At 62.4% G+C, this 23,915-nt stretch carries 21 protein-coding genes; 4 read left to right on the top strand and 17 right to left on the bottom strand.

Translation table 11 applies throughout. From position 1 onward, the window contains the following. Positions 1-87 precede the first annotated feature (87 nt). Together ligD and ku are read right to left on the bottom strand one after the other, a co-directional pair. The gene (ligD, locus tag BGO80_RS18035) at positions 88-2,634 is read right to left on the bottom strand and encodes a DNA ligase D (RefSeq protein WP_286722814.1); all 2,547 of its coding nucleotides are present in this window, start codon (positions 2,632-2,634) and stop codon (positions 88-90) included. Positions 2,635-2,636: 2 nt separating this feature from the next. After that, a complete protein-coding gene (gene ku / locus BGO80_RS18030; RefSeq protein WP_286722813.1) occupies positions 2,637-3,494 on the bottom strand; it encodes a non-homologous end joining protein Ku in 858 nt (285 codons plus the stop codon). A 276-nt stretch (positions 3,495-3,770) separates the two neighbouring features. Between ku and BGO80_RS18025 the strand changes: the two genes are divergently transcribed. Both BGO80_RS18025 and BGO80_RS18020 read left to right on the top strand, forming a co-directional pair. Beyond that, the gene (locus tag BGO80_RS18025) at positions 3,771-5,243 is read left to right on the top strand and encodes a DUF4344 domain-containing metallopeptidase (RefSeq protein ID WP_286722812.1); all 1,473 of its coding nucleotides are present in this window, start codon (positions 3,771-3,773) and stop codon (positions 5,241-5,243) included. A 9-nt stretch (positions 5,244-5,252) separates the two neighbouring features. Next, positions 5,253-5,699: a hypothetical protein gene (locus BGO80_RS18020; RefSeq protein WP_286722811.1), complete on the top strand. Its 447-nt coding sequence runs from the start codon at positions 5,253-5,255 to the stop codon at positions 5,697-5,699. Positions 5,700-5,729: 30 nt separating this feature from the next. On the opposite strand, the gene BGO80_RS18015 is transcribed toward BGO80_RS18020, so the two are convergent. The 13 genes from BGO80_RS18015 to rpoZ all read right to left on the bottom strand — a co-directional run bounded on the left by BGO80_RS18015 (position 5,730) and on the right by rpoZ (position 20,082). Next, positions 5,730-7,103, bottom strand: a complete 1,374-nt coding sequence (locus BGO80_RS18015) for a hypothetical protein (protein ID WP_286722810.1) — start codon at positions 7,101-7,103, stop codon at positions 5,730-5,732. A gap of 198 nt (positions 7,104-7,301) precedes the next feature. Beyond that, the gene (locus tag BGO80_RS18010; protein ID WP_286722809.1) at positions 7,302-7,652 is read right to left on the bottom strand and encodes a VOC family protein; all 351 of its coding nucleotides are present in this window, start codon (positions 7,650-7,652) and stop codon (positions 7,302-7,304) included. A gap of 41 nt (positions 7,653-7,693) precedes the next feature. After that, positions 7,694-9,994: a DNA topoisomerase IV subunit A gene (gene parC / locus BGO80_RS18005; RefSeq protein ID WP_286722808.1), complete on the bottom strand. Its 2,301-nt coding sequence runs from the start codon at positions 9,992-9,994 to the stop codon at positions 7,694-7,696. Positions 9,995-10,174: 180 nt separating this feature from the next. Further along, positions 10,175-11,362: an aq_1923 C-terminal domain gene (locus BGO80_RS18000; protein WP_286722807.1), complete on the bottom strand. Its 1,188-nt coding sequence runs from the start codon at positions 11,360-11,362 to the stop codon at positions 10,175-10,177. Then, positions 11,359-12,564 (bottom strand): aq_1923 C-terminal domain, encoded by a 1,206-nt coding sequence (locus BGO80_RS17995; protein WP_286722805.1) that lies wholly within the window; start codon positions 12,562-12,564, stop codon positions 11,359-11,361. Before BGO80_RS17995 ends, BGO80_RS18000 begins: the two co-directional genes overlap by 4 nt. Before the next feature lie 157 nt (positions 12,565-12,721). Continuing rightward, entirely contained in the window at positions 12,722-13,426 is a 705-nt protein-coding gene (gene recO, locus BGO80_RS17990; protein ID WP_286722803.1) for a DNA repair protein RecO, read from the bottom strand. Positions 13,427-13,571: 145 nt separating this feature from the next. Continuing rightward, positions 13,572-14,495, bottom strand: a complete 924-nt coding sequence (gene era, locus BGO80_RS17985) for a GTPase Era (RefSeq protein WP_286722801.1) — start codon at positions 14,493-14,495, stop codon at positions 13,572-13,574. Beyond that, entirely contained in the window at positions 14,492-15,199 is a 708-nt protein-coding gene (gene rnc, locus BGO80_RS17980; RefSeq protein ID WP_286722799.1) for a ribonuclease III, read from the bottom strand. The genes era and rnc overlap by 4 nt, the downstream gene beginning before the upstream one ends. After that, positions 15,196-16,020 (bottom strand): signal peptidase I, encoded by an 825-nt coding sequence (lepB, locus tag BGO80_RS17975; RefSeq protein ID WP_286722797.1) that lies wholly within the window; start codon positions 16,018-16,020, stop codon positions 15,196-15,198. The genes rnc and lepB overlap by 4 nt, the downstream gene beginning before the upstream one ends. Positions 16,021-16,050: 30 nt before the next feature. Continuing rightward, a complete protein-coding gene (gene acpS, locus BGO80_RS17970) occupies positions 16,051-16,470 on the bottom strand; it encodes a holo-ACP synthase (protein ID WP_126152078.1) in 420 nt (139 codons plus the stop codon). A gap of 166 nt (positions 16,471-16,636) precedes the next feature. Next, positions 16,637-17,230, bottom strand: coding sequence for an orotate phosphoribosyltransferase (gene pyrE / locus BGO80_RS17965; protein WP_286722795.1), 594 nt, complete (start codon positions 17,228-17,230; stop codon positions 16,637-16,639). Further along, positions 17,220-19,502 (bottom strand): RelA/SpoT family protein, encoded by a 2,283-nt coding sequence (locus BGO80_RS17960; RefSeq protein WP_286722794.1) that lies wholly within the window; start codon positions 19,500-19,502, stop codon positions 17,220-17,222. The genes pyrE and BGO80_RS17960 overlap by 11 nt, the downstream gene beginning before the upstream one ends. 211 nt (positions 19,503-19,713) lie before the next feature. Beyond that, positions 19,714-20,082, bottom strand: a complete 369-nt coding sequence (gene rpoZ / locus BGO80_RS17955; RefSeq protein WP_126152075.1) for a DNA-directed RNA polymerase subunit omega — start codon at positions 20,080-20,082, stop codon at positions 19,714-19,716. A 198-nt stretch (positions 20,083-20,280) separates the two neighbouring features. On the opposite strand from rpoZ, the gene BGO80_RS17950 reads away from it, so the two are divergent. Continuing rightward, complete coding sequence (locus BGO80_RS17950; RefSeq protein ID WP_286722792.1) at positions 20,281-20,832, top strand: LabA-like NYN domain-containing protein; 552 nt, start codon at positions 20,281-20,283, stop codon at positions 20,830-20,832. A 562-nt stretch (positions 20,833-21,394) separates the two neighbouring features. Here the strand turns inward: BGO80_RS17950 and smpB are convergent. Together smpB and dapA are read right to left on the bottom strand one after the other, a co-directional pair. Continuing rightward, positions 21,395-21,895: an SsrA-binding protein SmpB gene (gene smpB, locus BGO80_RS17945; protein ID WP_126151308.1), complete on the bottom strand. Its 501-nt coding sequence runs from the start codon at positions 21,893-21,895 to the stop codon at positions 21,395-21,397. 6 nt (positions 21,896-21,901) lie between these two features. After that, a complete protein-coding gene (dapA, locus tag BGO80_RS17940) occupies positions 21,902-22,777 on the bottom strand; it encodes a 4-hydroxy-tetrahydrodipicolinate synthase (RefSeq protein WP_126151307.1) in 876 nt (291 codons plus the stop codon). Between the two features lie 243 nt (positions 22,778-23,020). On the opposite strand from dapA, the gene BGO80_RS17935 reads away from it, so the two are divergent. Further along, positions 23,021-23,908, top strand: a complete 888-nt coding sequence (locus BGO80_RS17935) for an alpha/beta fold hydrolase (RefSeq protein ID WP_286722789.1) — start codon at positions 23,021-23,023, stop codon at positions 23,906-23,908. The last annotated feature ends 7 nt before the right edge of the window (positions 23,909-23,915 follow it).

The following is a 23,915-nucleotide window of genomic DNA, read 5'->3' as shown; positions in this document are numbered from 1 at the left end:
GGCCCGTCGCCCTATCTGGGAGGCCCTCGGATCAAGTCCGAGGGCGGAGCTGTGGGAGAGAGGCAGTCGGTGGATTGGGAGAGGCGGTTACCTGGCCTGGCGCTTTGGCGGGGCGAGGGGCCTGGCGGCGGTGTGGAAGTCGGACCAGGGGTCGGATTTTAGGGCGGCGAGGCGGGTCGGGGTGTTGAGGACGGTGAAATAGTCCGGGCCGATAGCGGGGCTCAGCTCGTCCCAGGCCAGGGGCATGGAGACGGCGGCGCCGGGGCGGGCGCGGGTCGAATAGGGGGCGACGGCGGTCATGCCGCGCTGATTGCGCAGATAGTCGATGAGGATTTTGCCACGCCGTTTTGACTTGGTGATGGTCGAGACATAGTGGTCGGGACTGTCTGAAGCCATGCTGTCGGCGATGGCCTTGGTGAAGGCCTTGACCTCGGGCCACTTTGCCTTGGGCTTGAGCGGCGCGACGACGTGCAGACCCTTGCCGCCCGAGGTTTTAACGAAGGCTGCCAGGCCTGCATCGGTCAAGCGTTGCCGAACCTCTTCGGCTGCGGCGATGATCGCCTCCCAGCCGACGCCATCGCCGGGATCGAGGTCCATGATGATGGTGTCGGGCTGTTCCCAATTGGCAATGGTCGAGCCCCAGGGGTGGATTTCGAGCACCGCGGACTGCACGAGACCGATCAGCCCATCGAGATCGTTGATGGCGATCAGGGGCGCGGCGTCCTTGTCTTTCTCCTTGGGGTCTTTGACTAGAACGATATGCTTGTTGAGCCCCTTCCAGGCGTGCTTCTGGAAGAATTTTTCGCCGGTGATACCGCTGGGGCAGCGCAACAGGGCCAGCGGACGGCCGACGATATAGGGGGCCATGAAGCGCCAGACTTCCGCGTAATAATCGGCCAACCCCTCCTTGGTCACCCCGGCATCGGGCCAGTAGACACGGTCGGGATGGGTGAGCGTGACGGTGCGGCGTGGGGCCTTTGCCATGTCGGATTTCGCCTTGGGGACCTCGCGGACAATCTCACTTGCCGGCTTGTCCTCGCGCAAGCCACGAAAGGCGGCGTGGCGCAGATGGCCGTCGGCCGTCCAGGCGCGGAACTCGACCTCAGCGACGAGCTCGGGGCGGACATAGCGCACCTGACGCGCCTGTTCAGCAGTGAGTTTTTCGGCGAAGGGACTTTCGGAGACGCGCTGCCGGTTCAGCCGCTTGAACAGATCGGCGGCGACAGTGGCGGAAAAGCCGGTGCCAACGCGGCCCACATAGTCGAGCCGGCCCTCATCGTAGACGCCCAGGACCAGGGAGCCGATGGCCTGTCGGGAGGTTGAGGACGGCACATAGCCGCCGATGACAAATTCCTGGCGTGCCGAACATTTTGACTTGATCCAGCCCTTGCTGCGCCCGGAGCGATAGGGCGCATCGCGGAGCTTGGAGATGACACCTTCCAGGCTGAGGCGGCAGGCATGGCGCAGCACCAGCCCGCCATTTTCTTCGAAATGTCCGCTGAAGCGCAGGAGCCCCTGCCCCGCCCCGATCACCTGCTCGAGCATGGCCTTGCGCTCGACCAGCGTCAGCGCGCGCAGATCATAGCCGTCGAGAAACAACAGATCGAACGCGTAGAAGACGAAGCGATCCATCCGCCCTTCGCTGAGATCGGCCTGCAGAGCGGAGAAATCGGAAGCGCCAGCGCCGTTTTCGACCACCAGCTCGCCGTCGATCAGCCCCGAACCGAGGGGGAGCGACTGGAGCGCCGAGACCACGTCCTTGCCGAACTTCTTCGTCCAATCGTGGCCGCTGCGGGTGAGGAGTTTCACCCGGCCGGCCTCGATGCGCGCTTGCAGGCGATAGCCATCGAACTTGATCTCGTGCAGCCAGCGCTCGCCCTGAGGCGGCGCGGCCATGAGCGTCGCCAATGTGGGTTCGACGAAATCGGGGAGTGCGGCTTTCCTGGCGCCCTTGACGCCGGCGGGATCAGGAAGCGTGGTTTCGGGCTCGGGCTCTACGGGTGACTTGGAAGATTTTAGCGCGGCGGATTTGGTGATCTTGCCGGTCTTCGACGACCAGCCGGGCGCTTCGCCGGCGACATCCTTGATATCGCGCCCGGTTTTGACCGATTCCGGACGCTCCTTGAGAATATCGGGCTGGTCGGGCGTTCGGGCTGCGTCGTCCTCGCCCTTGATCAGCAGCCAGTTTTCCCGCTTTTCGCCGGGCTTGCCGTGCATCTTGACCAAGTGCCAATGGCCGGAGAGTTTTTCGCCCTTGAGCTCGAATTCGAGATGCCCCTTGGCATAGCCCTTTTCGGGATCGTGCACCGGCGTCCAGGTGCCACGGTCCCAGATGATGACGGTGCCGCCGCCATATTCCCCTTTGGGAATGGTGCCCTCGAAGGCGTTATATTCGAGCGGATGATCTTCGACATGGACGGCGAGGCGTTTTTCCGTGGGCACGAGGCTAGGGCCACGGGTAACGGCCCAGCTTTTCATCACGCCGTCCATTTCCAAGCGCAGATCGTAGTGCAGGCGCGTGGCGTCGTGTTTCTGGATGACAAAGGCATTGCCCGCTTTGCGGGCCTTGCGGCCCTTGGGCTCGGTGGTGGATTTGAAATTGCGTTTTTGCCGATAGGTGTCGAGCGTGGCCATGATCAGCTGGCCTTTTTGCGCAGTGATGCGGCTTTGGACTTGGCAGCGGCCCTTTTGGCGGGCGCGGCTTTTCTGGTCTTTTTGGCGGAAATGCCAGCGCTTTCTCGCAAGGCGGCCATGAGATCGACCACCTTGTCGTCCTTGGGCGGTGGACGCTTTTCGATCTTGCGCCCTTCGAGCTTGGCCTTGACCAGATCGGCCAGCGCCGCCTCGTAACGGTCGTCGAATTTGGCGGGATCGAAGCTGCCACGCTTGGTCTTGATGATGTGTTCCGCCAGCTCCAGCATTTCGCCCTTGAGCTTGAAATCGGGCACATCCTCGAATGCGGCGTCGGCGGAGCGCACTTCGTAGTCGTAATTGAGCGTCGTGGCGATGAGGCCCTTGCCATGCGGCCGGATCAGCACGGTGCGGACGCGGCGGAACAATACGGTCTGCGCCAGCGCCGCCACCTGGCGCTTGCTCATGCCGTCGCGGATGAGCGCAAAGGCCTCATCGGCATCGTGGCCGGCGGGGGCGAGATAATAGGGCTTGTCGAAATAGACATCGTCGATCTCGCTGCAGGCGATGAAGCTGCTGATATCGAGGGTCTTGTCACTGTCGGGCACGGCGGCGGCGACGGTTTCGGGATCGAGCGTGATGTATTCGCCGGAGCCAACCTCATAGCCCTTCACCTGATCGTCGCGCTCGACAGGCTTGCCGGTATCGCTATCGACAAACTGCCGGCGTACGCGATGGCCGGTGGCACGATTAAGGGTGTGGAAGGCGATACGGTCGGAGGTGGAGGCGGCGGTATATAGCGCGACGGGGCAGGTCAGCTCCGCCACCTTGAGAAAGCCCTTCCAGTTTGCACGCGGTGCCACTGCCCTCTCCTCGTTCCGATGACAGAGATAAACGGGGTGGCGAGGGCTTTGTTCCGCATCGTCCCACGGCGTCGGGCCCTGAACGCGGCAAAGCGGAGGTGACTGTCGTCGTTGGCGGCAAATGAGCGTTCATAGGCATTCTTCAGCGTAGTTGCACCATCCACCCAAGCCGCTGGGATTGATAGTGTTTTAGACATGTCGAGCCTGGTGGGGGCGGATTGGCGCATGCCTTGGAGGGCGCCAGTGTCGCGGCCGCCACATGCACGGGAGGGGACCATGTCCCATGTTACGCGGCTGGTGGTGGTCGTTCTGGCGAGCCTTGCATTCATGACGGCGGCACGGGCCGACCATATGACGGGGCAGTATGCCGGGAGCGGGGCGGCGCAGGGTATCAATCTCAGCCTGCAGCAATCAGGGCGCACGGTGACCGGCCAATTGTCTGGCCAGACCAGCGGCACACTCAATGGCCAGAGCGATGGTGGTGAGAATGTCACCGGCGTGCTGACCTTCAGTAATGGCCAGCAGGTACAATTTCAGGCGCTGCACAGCCCGCAGGGCATCACCATCGGGATCATGGGCGACAAGGGCATGGAGGAATATGTCTTCATGCGCGGCGGCGGCGGCGTGACGCCACAGCCCGAGCCGGGGCCGAAACCTGGACCCGGACCACAACCAGATCCCGCGGGCGGCAATGATGGCGGCTATTATGTCGGGGTCAACGGGCAACCGATCGGCCCGGTCACCCGCCAGCAGGTGCTCGAGGCGCTGGCCGCGGGCCAGATCACCGCAACAAGCCTGGTCTGGAAGCAGGGCATGGCCGACTGGGCGCCGCTCAACACCCTGCCCGAATTTGCGCAGACCACCCAGGGACCGCCAGAATTGCCAGGGGGGAATGGTCCCCCCGAATTGCCCGGAGGCGACAAGGCGCCAGGCCCGGTCAGCGAAACGCAGAGAAAAATCTCGGCGATGATGCTGGGCAGCGCGCTGGGCGTGTTCGCCCACGAACTGGGCCACGCCATGATCGGGGAACTCGGCATTCCCGCAACCGGTTCGGAAGAAGACACGGTGGACGAGTTTTCGGCGCTGGTGCTGTCGTCCATGCTCAGGGACACCCAGGGCATGGCGCCCGAAATGGTGGCGTTCCTCACCGAGATGGTGAGCTATTCCACCCTGCTCTGGTATCACGACGCCTCGCGCTCCAAGCAGCAGGGGATGGAGCTGCCCTGGTATGACGAGCACTCGGCCGGCGAAGCGCGGTTCCGCAACACGCTCTGCATCATCTACGGATCGTCGCCCACCTATTTCAAGGGGCTGGCCGACCGGGTGCAGTTCCCGGATCGGGAGCGCAGCCGCTGCGAGGTCGACTTCGCCAAGCGCAATCGCGCCTGGGAACTGATCGTGCAGCCCTTTGCCCGCAATCAGGGCGGCGAATATCCCGGCATGCAACCCGCCAACGCCAAGGGCGCCGCGCTCAAGGTGTCGTACCAGCCGTCCCAGACATCTTTCGGCAAGGGGCTGCAGACCGAACTGCAAAACCTTCGCCTGTTCGAGGAGTTCGCAGCCAATATCGAGACCCTATTGGTCTGGCAGCGCGACCTCGACATCGTCTTTGCCGATTGCGGCACCGCCAACGCCTTCTATGACCCCCAAAATGCGCGGATCGTCATGTGCTGGGAGGGCATCGAGCACTTCTTCTGGACCGTGGCGGAACCCGAAGGGATCACCAAGGCCAGCCTTGGCCTCAACTGAGAGGGTAATATGAGCAGACCGATATGGATTGCAGCACTTGCCATTGCCGGCATGCTGGCCGGCACCGCGCCCAGCTTGGCGCAGTTCGAAGGCAATTGGCAGTGTGAAATGACCTATACCGAGCTCGACCAGCAGGGCCAGCGCACCAGCGGCTACGTCAAACAGTATGTGATGGGGGTCTATCCCGGCGGCAGCATGGAGGCGCAGGGCGCCTATATGGGCATTGGCGGGCAGACACAGTTTCAGGTGCAAGGCCAGTGGAAGGTCGACCAGGGGCATTTTATGGCGCAAGCGCAGGGCATGCAGCAGTCGCAATTCGGGACCATGCCGGAAATGCTGATCATGCTGGCGCAGCCGGGCCCTGACGGCAGGACAATGAGCTACAATTACGAGCAGCGCGATCCGTCCGGCAGCTACGTAATGAACCGCCAGCTTTATGCGTGCCAGCGAATGTAGCGGAGACGGCGCACCACCGGCCTGCGGAGTTCAGAGCACCGGCAGTTTCATGCTGCGCAGGGCCTCCTGGAATTCTGCGTCCTGGCGGAGATGCGAGAAGGCCGGGTCGATGGAATAGTAGAAGGCGTGCCGGGTCTCGATGCGCGCGAGCGAGGCGATGGCGTCTGCCGGTGAGCCGGCAAGTGCATCGACATGGGCGAGGAAATAGGGCTCAAGGGCGGTGCGTACGTCATCGCCTGAAACCGCGGCGGCCATGGCACTGCGCATGCCGTCGGGCCCGCCTTCTGCCAGGCCCCGGCGCCCGGCATCGACTACTTTCTGCCCCTCTGCATCATGCGTCAGGGCAAAGCGCTGGGTCCAGGCGGCGAGGTAGGCTTCGTAATTCTGGCGGCCGAGTTCGACAAAGGCCAGAAATCGATAGGGGTTACGGTAGGATGGCTCGTGGCGAACGAGGCTTTGCAGAACCTCGCGCGCTGCCGCCGCCTGCCCTCCCGCCAGAAGAATGATCGCCTCCGATACGCGAATGGAGCGGGAATTGGGGTCGGCATATTTGGCCTTGCGGATTTCGACTAGAGCGCGACTGGGTTCGCCGGATAGTGCCAGGGCCGACGCATACCAATGCAGGGTTTGTACATCGCCGGGATCGCGTACCAGCGCCTGCTCGAAGCGCGCGAGGCCGGCCTTCATGTCGCGCAGCCAGAAGAAGTCGATATCAGCCACCACGGTCATGGCTTGTGCGAGGGTGGAGTCCAACTCCAAAGCGCGTTGAGCGGCGTCGCGCGAGCGCTGATAGCCGGTAGCGGCGTCGATCTCGCCATACTCGACCATAAGATTGTAAGCGGTAGCCAGTTGCGCCCAGGCCAGGCTGTTGGCCGGTTCGCTGCGGGTCAATTGCTGCAGAATGGCCGCGCCCTGGGTGACGCTATCGGGCGTGCGTTTTTCGACGAGATAGACGGCGTCGGTATAGAGATCGCGACTGACTTCGCTCGAGGCTGGCACGTCCGGTTGCGGTCGCGACGAAGCGTCGCCGAGGCTCAGAAGAAGCGGAGTAACCAGGGCAAGCGCGGCGACGGCCGCTGCAAGGGCGAGGGTTTTGCGCGATGCGCCAGTGCGCGGCGGAGCCGATGGCAAGATGAGGCCGTCGGGCCGAGGTTGGGGATCGGTGGCCGAGTGGACACTGGCGGTGCCGGAGGTAAAGCGCCGCAGCCAATCGTCGAGCTCTTCGGGATAGGCGAAGACAGCGGCGCCCTTGCGGGCCATGGTGCCGGCGGGGCGATGGATCGGCAGCCCATGCTCGGCCGCCCAGCGGCGCACGGTGCTGGGATTGCGCTGAAAATAGTTGGCGATGGCCTGCCAGCCGGAGAGCCGATGCGCGCCCACCTTGCGGGCTTCGGACGTGTTCATGTGCCTGCTACCCACAAACCACTAAACCGACGCTGTCGCATGTTCCGCAGCGCAGCATTGCCGGGATAATGCTGGTGCGCATAAGCAGACTAGAGCGGCTGCGCCTCTCCTGCAACAAGGCTTTGGGTGTCGCAATGGGTGGGGAATTGCGATTCCGTTGAGTGGCTTAGGCGGATCGGTTGAGACGCTGAATCCGGTTCAGAGGTGGCTGAGAATATTTAGAAGCCGGCCAAACGGGTCGCGCACGAAAAAGCGCCTGACGCCCCATGGTTCGGTCGCCGGACCGTATTCGGGCCGATAGCCGGCCTGGCCAAGGCGCGCGAGGACAGAATCCAGGTCGTCCACCTCGATGGAGAGGTCCGGTACCGGCGTGCCCGATCCGCCTTCGACTGCAAAACTGAGCTGCGGGCTGGACTGGCCTTCACCGACAAAGGTGATGATCCAGCCATGGTCCATGCCGATGCTCATGCCCAGCAGGTCGCCATAAAAGGCCCTGGCGAGGTCCAATTGTTCGGTGGCGATATTGGCGACCACACGTCTGACGGTCATCTGACCTCCTTGGCCGCAGGGTTTGTATCTCGGTACAAAAATCAGCCGACGAAGCGGTTGTTCCGTGGGAAGCCGGTGGGGGGTTGGCGGCCGGCGGTGGCGCGGTCGGCGAGCCAGTCGGTCAGCTCTTCCATCGGCTTGGAATAGGTGCGGCCCGAGGAGTCGGTCCAGGTCAGGCCATCGGCGGCATAGAAGGTCTTGAGGTCGGAAATGCCGCCATCCTTATAGCGCTGTAGGCGGACGCCCTTGCCCCGGCTCATGGCGGCGAGCTGGGCCATGGGGAAGACCAGAAGCTTGCGGTTCTGCCCGATGACCGCGACGCGATCACCATCGCAGGGCACGATCAGGCGGGCCTCGTCAGGCGCCGAAACATTGAGGATTTGCTTGCCCTTGCGGGTATTGGCGACGAGATCGTCCTCGCCCACGATAAATCCGTAACCGCCCGATGACGCGATGATGCGCTTGGCGCCCGGGCGATAGACGAAGAGGTCGACAATGTCCTGCCCCTCCTCGATATCGACCATGATGCGCACCGGCTCGCCCTGCCCGCGGCCGCCGGGCAGCTTGTCGGCACCCAGCGTATAGACCCGCCCTCCCGTGGTGAGCATCAGGAGCTTGTCGGTGGTCTCGCAGTTGATCGCCAGCTTCAGCCGATCGCCGGTCTTGAAGCCCTTTTCGTCCACCGGGGCATTGTGGCCACGCGGGGCGCGGATCCAGCCCTTTTCGGAGAGGATGACGCTGATCGGCTCGCGCTCGATAAAGGCTTCGGTAATTTCGGCGGCGTCGGCATTGGGGGCGTCGCCGAAAATGCTGCGACGGGCGCCGAGGGCGTGCGGGGTGGTGCCATCGGCTTCGAACAGCGGATAGGCTTTTTTCAACCCCTCGACCTGCTTGGCGATCTCACCCCACTGCCGCTTGTCGGAGGCCAGGAGAGCTTCGAGCTTGCCCTTCTCGTCGGTGAGGTTGGAATGCTCCTTGCGCAGCTCCATTTCCTCGAGCTTGCGCAGCGAGCGCAGGCGCATGTTGAGAATGGCCTCGGCCTGGTTGTCGGTCAGCTCGAAGGTCGCGATCAGGCTGGCCTTGGCATCGTCCTCCTCGCGGATGATGCGGATCACCTCGTCGAGATTGAGATAGGCAATGATATAGCCTTCGAGCACTTCCAGGCGGCTGGCGATCTGCTCCAGCCGATGCTGGCTGCGGCGCACCAGCACCACCTTGCGGTGATCGAGCCAGGCGCGCAGCGCGTCGGCCAGACTCATGACGCGCGGCACCGTGCCCTTGTCGAGCACGTTGAGGTTGAGCGGGAAGCGCAGCTCGAGTTCGGTCAGCTTGAACAGCTGTTCCATGAGAATAACGGCATCGACCGTGCCGGCGCGCGGCTCGAGGATGAGACGAATGTCGTCAGCGCTTTCGTCGCGCACGTCCTTCAGAAGCGGCAGCTTCTTGGCCAGCAGCAGTTCGGCGATCTTTTCGACGAGGCGGGACTTTTGCACGCCATAGGGGATCTGCGTCACCACGATCTGGTAGACGCCCCTGCCCTTTTCTTCCTTGTGCCAGATGGCCCGCAGGCGGAAGGCCCCGCGACCGGTCTCGTAGGAATGGACGATGGAGGAGCGGCTTTCCACCAGCTGCCCGCCAGTGGGGAAATCGGGACCGCGCACCAGATCGTCCATGCTCGGCGGGGCGCTGAGATCGGTATGGACAAGTTCCTCGGTGGTGGTGGCAGGATTGTGGATGAGCTTGAGCGCGGCGTTGCAGAGCTCGACCACATTGTGCGGCGGCACCGAAGTAGCCATGCCCACGGCGATGCCGGTGGAGCCATTGGCCAAGAGGTTAGGGAAGTTGGACGGGAGCACCATGGGCTCTTCGTCCTCGCCGTCATAGGTCGGCTTGAAGTCGATGGCGTTCTCGGTGATGCCTTCGAGCAGGCGCGTCGCCACATCGGTCATGCGGCTTTCGGTGTAGCGCATGGCCGCCGGGCTATCGCCGTCGATATTGCCGAAATTGCCCTGCCCATCGACCAGCGGATAGCGCAGGGCGAAATCCTGGGCCAGACGCACCAGCGCGTCATAGATCGACTGGTCGCCATGGGGGTGGAATTTACCGATGACGTCGCCGACGATACGGGCGCTTTTCTTGTAGCCCTGGCCCGGATCGAGCTTGAGCAGGCGCATGGCATGAATGATGCGCCGATGGACGGGTTTCAGTCCATCGCGCGCATCGGGCAGCGCGCGCTGGGTGATGGTGGAGAGCGCGTAGCTCAGATACCGCTCTTCAAGCGCCTGCTTGAGATCGACGATCCGCTGGTCGTCGGCAGGCGGTTTGGTATCGGCATCGGACATGGACGGCACACTCGTGAGAACGAATCAGGAGCAGAGTATAGCCGCAGCGCGGCGCTCCCACAGCAAAGCGGCGGATTTCTGCCGGTTCTCCACCCTTTGCTGCATCGCCGGCAAGCCGATTTAGGGCTCGCCGACGCATTTTCGTTCAGTTTGATGCCAGAGGCCCAAGATCGAGCCGCCTCAGGGCGTGGGTTCGTCGTATTTGGCCTGCAGGTCGAGCCGAGCAGCAATGGCCTTGGGCGTCTGCAGAGCGATCAGTTCGAGCACGCTGGGCGGGGTGGCCGGATAGCCGGAGATGATGACGCCGCCGCCGTCCGAGAGAGCCGCCGAGAGTGCATCGCCGGCCGGCAGCGCAAGGGTGTCGAGTTCGTTGGCGAGCAAGGTGTCGCGCAGGCCCGTGGAGGCAGACTGGATCAGCTTGGTCGTGGACTGACCCGTTTCCTGTGCAACCTGGTCGAGGACGATGGCAGCGCCGCCCTCGTTGAAGATGCCGGAAAAGATCGCGGAAACGGTGACCTGGCTGAAGAGCGGGATCAGCTTGGCCTGGAGCGCGGCACCGTCGGTGTCGGTTGTGCCGATAGCGCGCGCCTGGCCGATTTCTGCCAGCGCCGTGAGCAATTCCTGGGTTATGCCGTTGAGCCCGACGCTGAAGGCCAGGTCGCCGAAGTCGGGCGAGCCAATCTCGATCGAGAACGGATCGATTGCGCCTGTGTCACGCCGCCAGTTGAAGCGGATGTCGAGGTCGACTTTGCGGCCTATGAGCGGCGCGAGGACCGGCGGCGCGCCCACCTTATCCAGTAAGGATTTGGTTACGAGAAATCCGTCCAAGGCCACGGTGGATTCAAAGGTGGCAGGGTCGGCCGACCCGCGCTCGGGCAAGACATTGAGGAAGTAGCTGGCGCTATCGAAGCTGACCGTTACACCGGAACTTTCGAGGGTGAAGTCGAAGAGCGACAGGCCCGCAATCCCCTGTGCCAGCAGCATCGGATCTGTCATGCCCAACGGCGGGAGCAACACATCGGCGATCAACGCTCCAACACGCACGCGCGTGCCGTCCTCGGTGCGGTCGAAATTGGAGATGTGCAGCCCCTGGGCGTAGAGCAGATCGCCGGGCAAGGTAGTGACCGAGCTGACATAGGCCTTTTCGCCCAGCGTCACGGCGGTGCCGTCCGGGCTGGTGAGCACCAGAGGTTGCAGGCCAGTGGTGTTGGCATCGTAGCCGGGTCCAATGGCGTAACTCAGCGAGCCATCAAGTTCAGCCAGATATTGGTTGGCGCGCGCGAAGAAGTCATCGATCGGCGCTGCCTGGACCGGGACAGCCAGCAGTGCGGTGGCAGCAATGGAAATCAGCAGGTTACGCATTTTCATTCATCCCCCTCAACATGCACGACTTCCACGCCGAGCCGGTCGATCAGGGCCGCCGGCGTCTGACCGAGGGCGGCAAGCTCGAGAATACTGACCGGCTTTTCAGGGAAGGCATCGATGCCGAGTGTTCCGCCTTCCTGCAGCAGCAGGGCAAGGGACTGGGTGGCCTGTTCGACCAGAGTGTCGGAGGCCTTGATCGAAGAGAGCCCATCGTCGACGGCGTCGATGGCGGCAGCAATGGCCTGTTCGGTCGTGGTCTTACGCTCGGTGGCGGCTGCGTTGAGCATGAAGTCCACGACGCCGCCATCGGTGATCACCAGCTTGCCGGCGCTATAGGTGAGCTGGCTCATCAGCCGGACGGCCGTGGCCTGCAGGCCGGAGAGATCGGAAGGCGAACCATCGGCCTGGTCGGCGCCCAGTGCGGCGAGCTCGCTCAACACGTCCATGGTGACACCACCGAGCTGTACGCCGACGGCGAAGGTGCCGAGGGTGTCGGTGGTGAACTCGAAGTCGGCCACGGTCAAATTGCCATTGGTGGTGTCCCAATGGATCGGCAGATAAATATCGGCCTGCTGGTCGAGCAGATAGTCTTCCCAACCCGCCAGTTTATCCAAGTCGAAGGCGCGCAGCGCTTGTTCGGGCATGGTCAATCCGACGACCTCGACAATGGCCGAGAAGGCGGTGGGGCTGGTGGTGCCGATTTCGGGATCGGCATTGAGAACGAAGCTCAGCAGATCAATGTCGGCGGTGGAGACGCCGTCGTCGACGAGCAGATTTTCCACCGCCACGCCACCCAATATCTGGGCAAAGAGATAGGGGTCGGTGGCGTCGAGGGGCGGCAGCAATACGTTCGACAGGGTAATCTTGTCAGCGCTGACCCGCACATCATCATTGGTGTGATCGAACTTGTTGATGATGATGCTGTCCACCAGCATCAGGTCGCCATCCAGGGTGGTGACCGTACCAAACTCCACCGAGGCGCCGAGCGGCGTGGTGTTGTTCGGAGCGATCAGAGCCACGTCCTTCAGGGTCAGCGGGCCGGCCTTGTTTTTGCCGATGGGCACGCTCGCCGTCACCGAGCCGCCAATGGGCTCGAGCCAGGCATTGAGGCGTTCAAAGAAGTCGTCGACAGGCGCCGCCAGCACCGGGCCGGCCGCGAAGACGGCAAGCATGCTGGACGCCGTCAAAAGGCGAACAGAGTTCATTCCTGGTCCCTCCAGTAGCGCCCTTGTGGGGAAAGGGCGATGTCATGCCCCCCGGCATGAGGTCAGCGCACAGGCCGGCTGCACGATCCGGACTTTATGCACTCAGTGAGCTATAACAAGTCAGCAGGGACTTGTCATCAGTGCTGATGCGCGAGGCTTAACGGGCGAGGAGGCGTTGCAGCAGCAGGTCGCGGGTGGGCGGAGGATCGAGGCGGCGGGCGGACCAGACCAGCTTGTCGAGGAAGTGCCCGGTGAGCCGGAGACCGGCGGCAATGTCATCGGGCGAGGCATTGCCGCGGGCGGCGAGGAAACTGGGCAGCGGTAGCAAGCGGTTTTTATAGGGCTCGGCCGCCACGCGCGAGACAGCGCGGCCAGTCTTGGGCGAGACATGGCTGAGGTCGCTGGTGACACCGGTGGCGGCACAGCTTGTGAGATCGAGGCCGTAGCCGAGCTCATCGAGCAGGTCGAGCTCGAAGCGCACCAGCTCGACGCCATCCGGAGGATTATCGATCAGCATCAGGGCTTTGCCGAGGAGACGATCGTGTGGATCGCGCTCGGGCAGGAGCCGCAGGTGTTCGCAGACCAGCTGGCTGAGATAGAGCCGGTCGCGGTCGGCGATCAGCTCGGCGGCGCGGGCCTGCAGCAATTCGACAGTGAAGGTGCCGAGGTGATCTTCGATGCGGGCACGCCAGGTCAGCTGCACGGTGTTGCCCGCCTGCAGCGCGGGCGAGAGCTTGCTGGAGCGGCCACCACGCACGAGGCCGAGATAGCGCCCGCGTCCGGCCACCATGGCCTCGGCAATGAGACTGGTTTCGCCGTGGCGGCGGACGCCGATCAGCAGGGCTTCACCGGTCCATTCCATAGGTCGGGCACCACCCTATTCTTCTCCCCCTCGGGGAGAAGGTGGCGCGCCAGCGCCGGATGAGGGGGAGGTTGCGAGACGTTCCCTCACCCGTCTCGGCCTTTGGCCGATCCACCCTCTCCCCGAGAGGGCGAGGGATAAGAGTTCAGTTCTTTCCACTTGGAAATTCCAGGCCCATTTCGCGGTAGCGCTCGGGATCGTCGGCCCATTTTTCGCGGACTTTGACGAAGAGGAAGAGATGGATCGGCACCTCGTACATTTCCATCAGCTCCCTGCGGGCCTCGGCACCGATGGCCTTGATGGTCTGCCCGCCGGCGCCGAGCACGATCTTCTTGTGGCTGTCGCGGCTGACATAGACCACCTGGTCGATCTTGTAGGAGCCGTCCTTTTGGATCTTGAAGCTCTCGGTTTCGACCGTGGCGTTATAGGGGATTTCGTCATGGACGCGCAGGAACAGCTTTTCGCGCGTGATCTCGGCGGCGGTGATGGCCATGGTGAGATCGGTGAGATGATCTTCCGGGAAATGCCAGGGGCCGGGCGGGATGTGCTTGATGCACCAGTCGATGAAATCCTTGACGCCGTGGCCCTTGAGGGCGGAGAGCATGAAGGTCGCCTCAAAGCGCAGGCGCTCGTTGAGGCTCTGCGACAGGGCGAGCAGGCTCTCATGCTTGACGGTGTCGATCTTGTTGAGGATCAGCACCTTGGGCTGGCGGATGTTTTCGAGGCCCTCGAGCAGGGTTTCGATATCGGGCGTCACGCCGCGGTCGGCATCGATGATGAAGGCGACGATGTCGCTGTCCCCTGCCCCGCCCCAGGCGTTTTCGACCATGGCGCGCTCAAGCCGCTTCTTGGGCGCGAAGATGCCCGGCGTATCGACGAAGACGAGTTGGGCCTGATCCAGCGTCAGCACGCCGCGCACCTGGCTACGGGTGGTCTGCGCCTTGTGGGTAACGATGGAGACCTTGGTGCCCACCAGGGCATTGAGCAGCGTCGACTTGCCGGCATTGGGCGCACCGACCAGGGCGATGAAGCCGCAGGAGGTGTCGGCCAGTTCGGAGGGTGTGTTCACTTCTTTTCCTTCCAAACATTCTGGGCGATGAGAAACATCTCGGCCGCCTTGTGTTCGGCGATCTTCTTGGATGGGCCGGTGGCGTCGATCCGCTCGAAACCGGCGACCTCGACGGCAATGGTGAATTCGGGTGCATGGTCCGGGCCGCGCCGCTCGACCTGCAGATAAGCCGGCGGTTCGAGGCCACGGGCCTGGGCCCATTCCTGTAGCGTGGTCTTGGCGTCGGCGCGGTTGGCCTGACCATCGGCGAGGAACTGGGTGAAATAGCGCCGGATGAAGTCCGATGCCGGCTCGAGACCACCATCGAGAAAGATGGCGCCGATAATGGCTTCGGTGACGTCGCCGAGAATGGCGTCCTTTTCGGCACCACCGGTTCTCGCCTCGCTTTCGCCCAGGATCAGTTCCTTGCCGAGATCGAGCTTGCGAGCGATATCGGCGCAGGTTTCCTTGCGCACCAGGGTGTTGAGCGTGCGGCTCAGCTCCCCTTCATTGGATTTGGGGAAGCGGGCATAGAGCATGTCCGCCACAACCAGGCCCAGCACCCGGTCGCCGAGAAATTCGAGCCGCTGATAGGACTGTTCGATGCGCTTGCCCGGCGAGATGGCGCTGGAATGACTCAGCGCGCGTTCGAGCAGGCCGACATCGGCAAAACTATAGCCCAGCCGAACCTGCAGCTTCTCGTGTCCCTTGTCGCGACGGCTCACGGCGCTTCCGTGGTGTCATACGGCCCATTGCCATAGACCGACTGGAACATGCGATCCCAGCGCACATTGGCGGGCCACTGCCAGATCTGCCAGGGCGGCAGGTTGTCCTTGATGGAGAAGAAGCGCGCCTCGGCCTTGGCGATGAGATTGACGGCGGGGACATAGCCGACCTGGCTCAGCACACGGCTATCGGCGGAACGGTCGCGGTTGTCGCCCATCATGAAATAGTGGCCAGCGGGGACCACATATTCAGGCGTGTTGTCGAGCGGCAGGTTGTCGCCGATTTCCTGGATGATGTGGGTCGTGCCTTCCGGGAAGGTTTCGCGATAGACTTGGACCTGGCGGGTATCGCCATTGCTGTCTGTATCTTCCGCGGTTCCGACCAGTTCGCGCTCGACCATGGTGCCGTTGATAAAGAGCCGGCCTTCCTTGACCTGGATCCTGTCGCCCGGCAGGCCGACGATGCGCTTGATATATTCGATATTCTGCGGCACCGGGCGGAACACCGCGATATCGCCGCGATTTGGATCACGGCCGAAAATGCGGTTGGAGATCGGCAGCTCGAAGTCGAGCAGCGCGAAATCGCCGTAGCGGCCCAGCGAGAAGGAATGCTTGCCATAGCCCCAGACGAATTTATTGGCGACGAAGTAGTCGCCGATCATCAGCGTCTGCTGCATCGAGGCGGTGGGGATGGAAAAGGGCTGGTAGAGGAAGAAGCGCAGCACGATGGCGATGAGCAGCGCTTCGACAATGACCACCAGCGTATCCCACCACTCGCTGGCGGCGGATTTCTGGGCAGGCTTGTCGGCAGGTTGAGTCATTGTGGTCCCCGTTCAGGCGGTGCCAAAGCGTTAGACAGTTGCGCCTTTGGGGTCAACGGGCAGCGCTTCGATGACGACGAAGGCCTGAGCCAGGCCAGCATCGTCGGTAATGGTCAAATGGATATGGGCCTCGTGTCCCGCCGGCACAAGCCGGGCCAGAGCACGCGCGGCGCCATTGGTCAGATGCATGGTCGGCTTGCCGGACGGCAGGTTCACCACGCCCATGTCGCGCCAATAAACGCCGAAACTAAGGCCGGTGCCCAGGGCCTTGGAACAGGCTTCCTTGGCAGCGAAACGCTTGGCATAGGAGGCGGCACGCTGAGCCCGGCGATCGGATTTTTTCTGCTCGATTTCGGTAAAGCAGCGCTGCACGAAGCGGTCGCCGAAGCGGATAAGCGTCTGCTCTACGCGATGTATCTGGATGAGGTCGGAGCCGAGGCCGATGATCATGATGCCGCCTCAATGTGTGTTGCGAAAGCCCCCTCACCCGTCTCGGCCTTTGGCCGATCCACCCTCTCCCCGAGAGGGAGAGGAACAAGAGGGGTGCGCCGGACCATTCTTCTCCCTCTCGAGGAGAAGGTGGCGCGCAGCGCCGGATGAGGGGGGCTTGCGAAGATCACTTCACACCCTGGATGCCGCGGCTGCCAGGCTTGATGGCGGGGATGGCGGCGAGTTCGGGGGGCAGCTGGTCGGCCGGATAGGCAGGGACCTTGTACTGGATCAGCGAGACCAGCGGCACGCCGACATCGGCTTCGCCGGCGGAGCGGTCGATGAGGCAGGCGGCGGCGACCACATTGGCGCCGATCTTGCGCAGGGCATCAACGCATTCGCGGATCGAGAGGCCGGTAGAGACGATGTCCTCGACGACGATGACCTTGTCATCGGGCTCGATCTCGAAGCCGCGGCGCAGCTCGAACTGGCCATCGACGCGCTCGGTGTAAAGCGCGGGAACGCCGAGATGGCGGGAGGTTTCGTAGCCGGGAATAATGCCGCCAATGGCCGGAGACACCACCTTGGTCACATCGCCATAGCCTTCTGCGCGGATCTTTTCGGCCAGAGCCTTGCAGAGCTTTTCGGTCTGGTGGGCATATTGGAACACCTTGGCCTTCTGCAGGAAAACCGGCGAGCGCAGGCCAGACGACAGGATGAAATGTCCCTCCAGCATGGCACCGCATTCGCGGAAAATGGCTAGAACATCCTCATTCGTCATTGCGCGCACTCCTGTCGATCCTGCCATCCCATTCCAGCGTCGAAATCATGCTGGCCTCGCGGAGGCCGGCGCGCTGGACGGCCGAAAGGCCGGGGCTGCGCTTGAGGGTTGCCAGAACATCGGTCAGTTGCGCAAGGTCGCGCACCTCGATTTCGAAGATCATCTGGTGAAAGTCGGGCGAAATCATCCGCATCACCAGATTGTTGATATTGGCCTCGCAGGCGGCGATTGCCGACGAAATCTGGGCGAGCGAGCCGGGCTTGTTGACCGATTCCATGGAAATAACGGTGGGATAGAGCCGTTCTTCACTGCCCTGCAGGTTCCAGCGGACATCGACCCAGGCCACGTCGCTGTCGTGCTTGTCCATCAGCGCATCGGAATGGATGGGATAAACGGTAATCGGCCGGTCGGGCTCGAGAATGCCGACAAGGCGATCGCCCGGCACGACGCCCTCCCCCGACAATTGCACCGGGGTGTGGAAATCAAGCTGGGCTAGGGCCGCCTTGGCATGACTGCCCGAGCGCTGGCCACCGGGAACGCGGAAGCGGAACTGATCGGTGGCACGCAGGGCGAACCAGCCATCGGCGGTGTCGGCCACCGGCAGGTCGAGCTTGCGGCGGCGCTTGCGAATGCCCTTGACCTGGGCGAGTGCATTGCCAAGGTCCTCACTGCCGATCTTGCCCTCGCCAATGGCGATCAGCAGGTCGCGCTTATTGGGCTGTTCCAACGCCTCGGCCAGAGTTTTGGCTTCGCTCTCATCGAGCATAACCCCTTCGCGCTCCAACATCATGGAGAGCACGTTTTCGCCCAGGGCAAAAGCGCGCTGGGTGGCGGTCTGGCGCACCGCCCGGCGAATGGCGGCGCGGGCCTTGCCGGTGGCGGCAATGCCGATCCAGTTGGAGGGCGGGCGATGGTTCTGGTCGCGCAGGATTTCGACTTCGTCGCCGGAGCGCAATTGCGTCACCAGCGGCAGGATCAAGCCATTGATCTTGGCACCAACGCAAGTATCGCCGATATCGGTATGCAGCGCATAGGCGAAGTCGATGGGCGTGGCGCCGCGGGGCAGCGCGATCAGCCGGCCGCGGGGGGTGAAGCAGAACACCTGGTCCTGAAACAGCTCAAGCTTGGTGTATTCGAGAAAATCCTCGGTCGAAATGCCCGAAGTCAGATGACTGATGGTTTGGCGCAGCGAGCCATAGGCCTGGGATTCGCTCTCGATGCGACCGAGATTGGCCGAGGCGCCATCCTTGTAGAGCGCATGGGCGGCAATGCCGAATTCGGCGATGCGGTCCATTTCCTCGGTGCGGATCTGTAGTTCGACGCGCTGGCGGCTGGGCCCGACAATGGTGGTGTGGATCGACTGGTAGTCGTTGTGCTTGGGGACCGAAATATAGTCCTTGAACCGCCCCGGCACGACTTTCCAGGCGGTGTGGACGAGTCCTACCGTCTTGTAGCACTGGTCGACCGAGCCGACGACGACCCGGAAGCCGATCATGTCGGACAGCTGTTCCAGCGCGATGGATTTGCGCTCGATCTTGGAGAAGATCGAATAGGGCGACTTAACCCGCGCCTTGACCCGCGCGGTGATGCCTTCGGCGGAAAGCCGGTCGGTCAGCTCGGAGGTGATCGTATCGATGGTCTCGCGATGGTCGGCCTGCATCTGATCCAGACGCGCCGTGATCGCTTCGTAGTGATCCGGATGCAGGATGCGGAAGCTGAGGTCCTCCAGCTCGTTGCGCATATCCTGCATACCCATGCGGCCGGCGAGCGGCGCATAGATATCCATGGTCTCCTGGGCAATGCGCTGCTGCTTGTCGGCGCGCATATATTGCAAGGTACGCATATTGTGCAGGCGGTCGGCCAGCTTGACCAGCAGCACGCGCACGTCCTGGCTAATGGCCAGGAGCAGCTTGCGCAGGTTTTCGGCCTGCGCCTCTTCGCGGGACACCAGGTTCAGCCGCTCGATCTTGGTCAGGCCATCGACAATGGTGCCAATTTCACCGCCGAACAGCTGATCGATTTCGGCGCGGGTAGCGTCGGTATCCTCGATAGTGTCATGCAAGAGGCCCACGGCGATCGAGGCATCGTCGAGCTTGAGTTCGGTGAGGATCGCCGCGACCTCAAGCGGGTGGTTGAAGTAAGGGTCGCCAGAGGCGCGCTTTTGCGAGCCATGCTTCTGCATGGCGTAGACATAGGCCTTATTCAACAATTGCTCGTCGGCGTTCGGGTTATAGGCCTGAACGCGTTCGACAAGCTCGTACTGACGCATCATATGATTAGCCGCTCGCTCTTATGGATGAGCTTAGCGCCTGTTTTGGAAATGAGAAGAGCGCCCGACGCAGGCCGGACGCTCTTTTGATATAGTCGCCACGCGGTGCGAGGCAACGGCAATTGTGTTGTTTGCCGCTCGCCCTACGAGCAGCGTTTCGGTCTGCTCAGTTTAAATCGCTCCACCGGAGCGATTTGCCCTGGTGGGACGGCTTTCAGTCATCGCGCCTTTCCGGCGGAGCGAGGCTTTCGATGCCGCGCAGCAGTTCTTCTTCGCTGATGGTATCGAAATTGATCGAATCGTCATCACCGGCGCTCTCGATCAGCGGAGCGGCGCTGGATTCGGGTTCGTCGACTTCGACATATTTCTGCAGCGAATGAATCAGATCTTCGTGCAAATCATCAGGAGAAATGGTGCCATCGCCGATTTCACGCAGGGCAACGACGGGATTCTTGTCATTGTCGCGGGGAACGGTGATCTGCGCGCCGGAGGAAATCATGCGCGCGCGGTGAGCGGCCATGAGGACGAGATCGAAGCGATTCTCGACCTTCTCGATGCAGTCTTCAACGGTGACGCGTGCCACAAACGTCTCCACACTTTGGGGGAATGAAGGCCTGCCTTACACGATGCAGTCCACGATGACAAGGCTAAGGGGCGGAGCTTGTCGCCTCGCCGAAAATGTGCGAATAGCGAATTTAAACGCATTCTTAGTTTCAAAGCTGCCCCTGGGGACGCGGGTGGCGTATTTTCAACTACAAAGCATTTCAGTCGGAGCATTATTATGGCAATTGATCCACGCGAGAAAATCGCGCTCTTCATCGATGGCGCCAATCTTTATGCAACATCGAAGGCCGTTGGCATCGATATCGATTACCGAAAACTCCTCACCGAATTCAGCGCCAAGGCATATCTGCTGCGCGCTAATTACTACACAGCCCTGGTGGAAGATCAGGAATATTCCTCGATCCGCCCTTTGATCGATTGGCTTGATTATAACGGCTATACGGTGGTGACCAAGCCGGCCAAGGAGTTCACCGATGCCATGGGGCGCCGCAAGATCAAGGGCAATATGGACATCGAGCTGACGGTCGATGCCCTCGAGCAATCACCCTATTATGATCACCTGATCCTGTTTTCCGGCGATGGCGACTTTACCGCGCTGGTGGCGGCGCTGCAGCGCAAGGGCAAGCGGGTGACGGTGGTCTCGACGCTGGCCACCTCGACGCCGATGATTTCAGACGATCTGCGCCGCCAGGCCGACTTTTTCCTCGACGTCGCGGAGCTGGCGCGGACGGTTGGCCGGCCACAGGTGCAAAAGCCGGCTGAGGCTTAGACCATTCCAAACTGAAGTGGACCCAGGGCTCTTTCGCCTCCCCGTTGAGGGGCGGGATTGCGGGAGGGGGTCCATCGGTGTGTCACTGCCCAACCCCTGCCCTCCCCCTCCAGGCCGGGCTATCGCATATGGGTTTGTGCCTGCTGCACACCCCCTCCCAACCTCCCCCGTCAAGGGGGAGGAGACGCGTCGTGCTTGGGGTAAGATTTTACCCAAAGCGCCGCCCGAACTCCCTCCCCCTTGCGGGGAGAGTTGGGGGTGGGGGATGAGAGCCCGTGACCGATAAGTCCATATGCGATAGCCCTGACCTTCAAGGGGAGGGAGGCGATGGAGCGGCGTGTTGGCACACCATATCCCGCCAGACCACCCTCGGGCTCGACCCGAGAGCCAATTTCAATGCGCAGCAGTGATGTATGGTGGCTTGCGGACAGGCCCTCGGGTCACCCCGAGGGCGGCCTGGTGCGCGTTTCACCTGTCGCGCAGGGCCCCAAATCCCAATTGGTGAGCGCGCGAAACACTCTCAGGTCACGCCTGTGGCGTAAGCTTGCCTTTCGGTGGGCGCTCAGCCGCGGCCGCCTTCTTTCATGATGCGGGCCTTGTCGCGGTTCCAGTCGCGGTCGCGGCTGGTGGCGCGCTTGTCGTAGTTCTTCTTGCCCTTGCCGACGCCGATCAGCAGCTTGGCGCGGCCCTGATCGTTGAAATAGAGCTTCAGCGGCACGATGGTGTTACCCGCGCGGGCCACATCGGCGTCGAGCCGCGCCAATTGTTTCTTGCTGATCAGCAGTTTGCGCGGGCGGCGCTCGCTGTGGTTGAAGCGATTGGCCTGTAGATATTCGGGAATATGGGCATTGATGAGCCACAGTTCCCCCTGCTCGGGAGAGGCGTAGGACTCAGTGATCTGCGCCTTGCCGAGACGCAGCGACTTGACCTCGGTGCCGGTCAGGACAATGCCGGCCTCGATGGTGTCGCCGATTTCGTAATCGAAGCGCGCGCGCCGGTTTTCAGCCACGAGACCGTGGCTGATCCAACCATTCTTGCTCTTGTCGTTCTTCTGCTGTGCCATGAAGGGTTAGATAAGACCTGCATGGGCCATTGCAAAGTCCATGGCGTCCTGCGTTGCCTTGCTTATCGGGATCAGCGGCAGCCGCATTTCATTGGCGCAGAGGTTGAGGCGGTTGGCCACATACTTTGCCGGAGCCGGATTGGGCTCCATGAAAAGGTCCTTGTGGAGATAGGACAGCTTTTCATTGATGGCGCGGGCTGCCTTGAAATCGCCGGCCAGGGAAAGCTCCTGCATCTGCGAGCACAGGCGCGGCGCAACATTGGCTGTCACCGAAATACAGCCATTGCCGCCATGGGCATTGAAGCCGAGGGCGGTGCTGTCATCGCCCGAAAGCAGGATGAAATCATCGCCCAGCTTGACGCGTTCCATGGTGGCGCGTTCGAGACTGCCGGTCGCGTCCTTGACACCGATAATATTGGGATGGGCATCGCGCAGACGCACGATCGTGTCGACGGAAAGATCGACAATGGTGCGGCCCGGCACCGAATAGAGAATGACCGGGATGCCGATGGCCTTGGCGACAGCGGAGAAATGCTGGAACAGGCCTTCCTGATTGGGCTTGTTATAATAGGGCACGACCGAAAGCACGGCATCGGCGCCGGACTTTTCGGCATGCTTGGCCAGCGACACCGCTTCGGCGGTGGAGTTCGACCCGGCACCGGCGATCACCGGCACGCGCTTATTGGCGACCTCGACACAGATCTCGACGACGCGATTGTGCTCTTCATGGCTGACCGTAGGGCTTTCGCCCGTGGTGCCGACGGGCACCAGGCCATGCGTGCCTTCGGAAATCTGCCAATCGACAAAGCTGGCGAAGGCTTTCTCATCCACGGCCCCGTCACGCATGGGGGTGATGAGTGCCGTAATCGAACCACGCAGCATTTTGTCGATATTCCTTGATTTGGGTGCCGGAGCTGAACGCCGGCCGATAGGGGTGTGTTGTGTCCCATGCCTCCCGCAGGGACGAGCGGCACCATACTTTTAACTGCCTTCTGCGACAAGGCGGGTCTCGCGACACAAATCCAACTTGTGGCCAGGCCGGTGGCGCCGGTAAATGAGCATATGTTTGCGTTCCTGCAGAAGCGAAAAGTAGCCAGCGACCACCCCACCTTCACGGGTCTGCCCGTGCAGCGCATCGCCCTTTCCAATCCCCGGATCACGGCGGCGGTGCATGTCGATGGCCGGCTGGGCGACGGTCGAACGCCCCTGGTGTGCCTTGCCGGCTATCATCGCAATATGAGCGACTTCACAAGTTTCGTTCAATATTTCAAACGCTTGGGGCTGGATGACTGGCCCGTGGTGCTCATCGACCTGCCGGGACGCGGCCGATCTGACGATCGGCTTCGCACCGAGGACTATAATTCGATCAACGATGCCGCAGATGTTGCTGACATCCTGAGCGCGCTGGGAATTGGCCGCGCAATGCTGCTCGGCCAAGGGCATGGCGGACAGGTGGCAATGCTGCTGGCCGCGTCGCACCCCCTGCTGATCGCGGGGACGATCCTGCTCGATTCCGGGCCGGTGGCCGACTCACGCGGCATCGTCCGCCTGCGCAACAATATGGCGCATATTCAGGGCCTTAGGAGCGCCAAGGCGGTGAAGGCCGGGTTCCGTCGCATGCTGGCCGGCGACTATCCCGGCAGCAGCGAAGAGGCGCTGGACGGACTGGCTCTGCGCAGCCATTGGTTCGACAAGCGCGGTCGGGCGCGGCCGCTCTTCGACCCCCGACTGCTCGATCCGTTGAAGCGCTTCAACTTCGACGACGTCTTGGTGGCGCAGTGGCCGCTTTTCGACGCGCTCAAATGCGCGCCGCTGATGATGTTGCGCACGCAGCTGACCGATCAGTTGCGGCGCGAAACCTTCGAGGAAATGACCCGCCGCCGACCTGAGGCGCTGGCGCTGATCATTTCCGGCCAGGGCTCCCCTGCCCTGTTCGACCAGATCGAGGAAGTCCAGGCGGTGGCGCAATTCGTGATCGATCCCGAACGCGCCCAGGCCGACGCGGCCGCCTGAGCCGGCG

It is taken from the genome of Devosia sp. 63-57 (genome assembly GCF_001899045.1).
Classification (GTDB): domain Bacteria; phylum Pseudomonadota; class Alphaproteobacteria; order Rhizobiales; family Devosiaceae; genus Devosia; species Devosia equisanguinis.
The sequence above is the reverse complement of the archived record's forward strand: the minus strand, read 5'-3'. Positions and strand labels throughout refer to the sequence as shown.